Annotated in this window: 1 protein-coding gene; it reads right to left on the minus strand. The window is 45.8% G+C overall.

Annotation, left to right across the window (positions count from 1 at the left end; translation table 11 throughout):
- Window positions 1–13: 13 nt before the first annotated feature.
- Window positions 14–1222 (minus strand): IS4 family transposase, encoded by a 1209-nt coding sequence (locus tag FKN93_RS17350; RefSeq protein WP_096036005.1) that lies wholly within the window; start codon window positions 1220–1222, stop codon window positions 14–16.
- Window positions 1223–1320: the final 98 nt, after the last annotated feature.

The following is a 1320-nucleotide window of genomic DNA, read 5'->3' on the forward strand; positions in this document are numbered from 1 at the left end:
CTGAAGGATCCCCTCATAAATCACCCAGCGCATAACCATATTGGTGAAGTTGCCGTGTAAGCTCTGCCCCTGCTTCGAGCAGCTCTAACGTTGTAATTTCGTAGTCTGACCTGCGTAGAACTTCCATACCTAAGCGAACGGTTGATAATACATTCCTTGTTCGCACCGTATTTGCCTGGAAGTGCCTGTCCCAGCCTTGCTTTTGAGCATGCAAACCCGCTAGCCAAAACATCAGTTGTAACATGAGAGCGATCAGTAAAATAATGTCAAAGCGCTCTGGGCTGTTAGTTCGGCTTTGTCTTAGACCTAACCCGTAAACTGGACTCTTTAAGTCACGGAAGGTTTCTTCAATTTGCATGCGTTTAGCATAAAGATTGACCAGTTGCTTTGGTGTCCGGGTTGATGGGGGAAGGTTCGTCGCAAGCACCCAAGGCTCCTTGGTCGCGGCAGAGTATATTTTCGGTGATGGATGATGGCAGTTAGTTCGTGTCGAGCGTTGGTTTTTTCTGCCTTTAGGTAACGACTTATAGAGTGCCATGTGGCAATGGATTGGATTGCTCTTAGTGAGTTTTTTGTAGCCTAAAGTTTTAGGTCTACTGGATGCCTGAGTGTGCAACTTACTGATTGGATCCCAGTTCTCAGAGCCAAGTTCAGCAAACTGAACCTTGCCACGTATTCTACCTAACCAAAACCAACCATGCTTTTCAACGGATTTGAACCAAGGCACCTTAAATCCAGCATCGCTGACGATGAGAGGAGTGACATTAGGCGGTAAGATGCTGGCCAAATCCGCTAGAAACTGGTCATGTGCTGATTTAGAGCATTGCTCAGATAAAGGAAACGCTTTTTCATAGAGAGTGATAGAGCGGCCATGGAGTGCAATGGATGCCCGTAACGCCATCAATCGTTTGTGTTCACGAATATCAGACCAATCGACTAAGACCACGGGCATGGGATTGCCTGAACAAACAAAGCTGGCGTGCCATCGATAGACAGCAAGACGTTCTTTATGTAGGTGTCGGTTGCCGAGTAATCGGTCCATGCGCTTAATGTTGTGCTTTGTTCTCGCTTGGTTGGGCAAGTTGCGTCCAAGTTCAGTGAGTGTCAGTTTTTTGCTATCGAGCAAAGCCCGACAGGCCAACATTAAGCTATTGAGTCGCTTTAAGTGGAGTTCAGGGCAGAATTGGTAAAGAGAATCGTGTAGGATATTGAGTTCGCACATCTTGTTGTCTGGTTGTTGTTTTTTGGCGAAATCATTTGATCACATGACAAGATGTGTATCCAGCTTAAATTGATGATTTTTCTTAAAATCATCAGGGG

Origin of the sequence: Vibrio sp. A8-1 (genome assembly GCF_013048685.1) — a bacterium.
GTDB classification, from domain to species: Bacteria; Pseudomonadota; Gammaproteobacteria; order Enterobacterales; family Vibrionaceae; genus Vibrio; species Vibrio metschnikovii.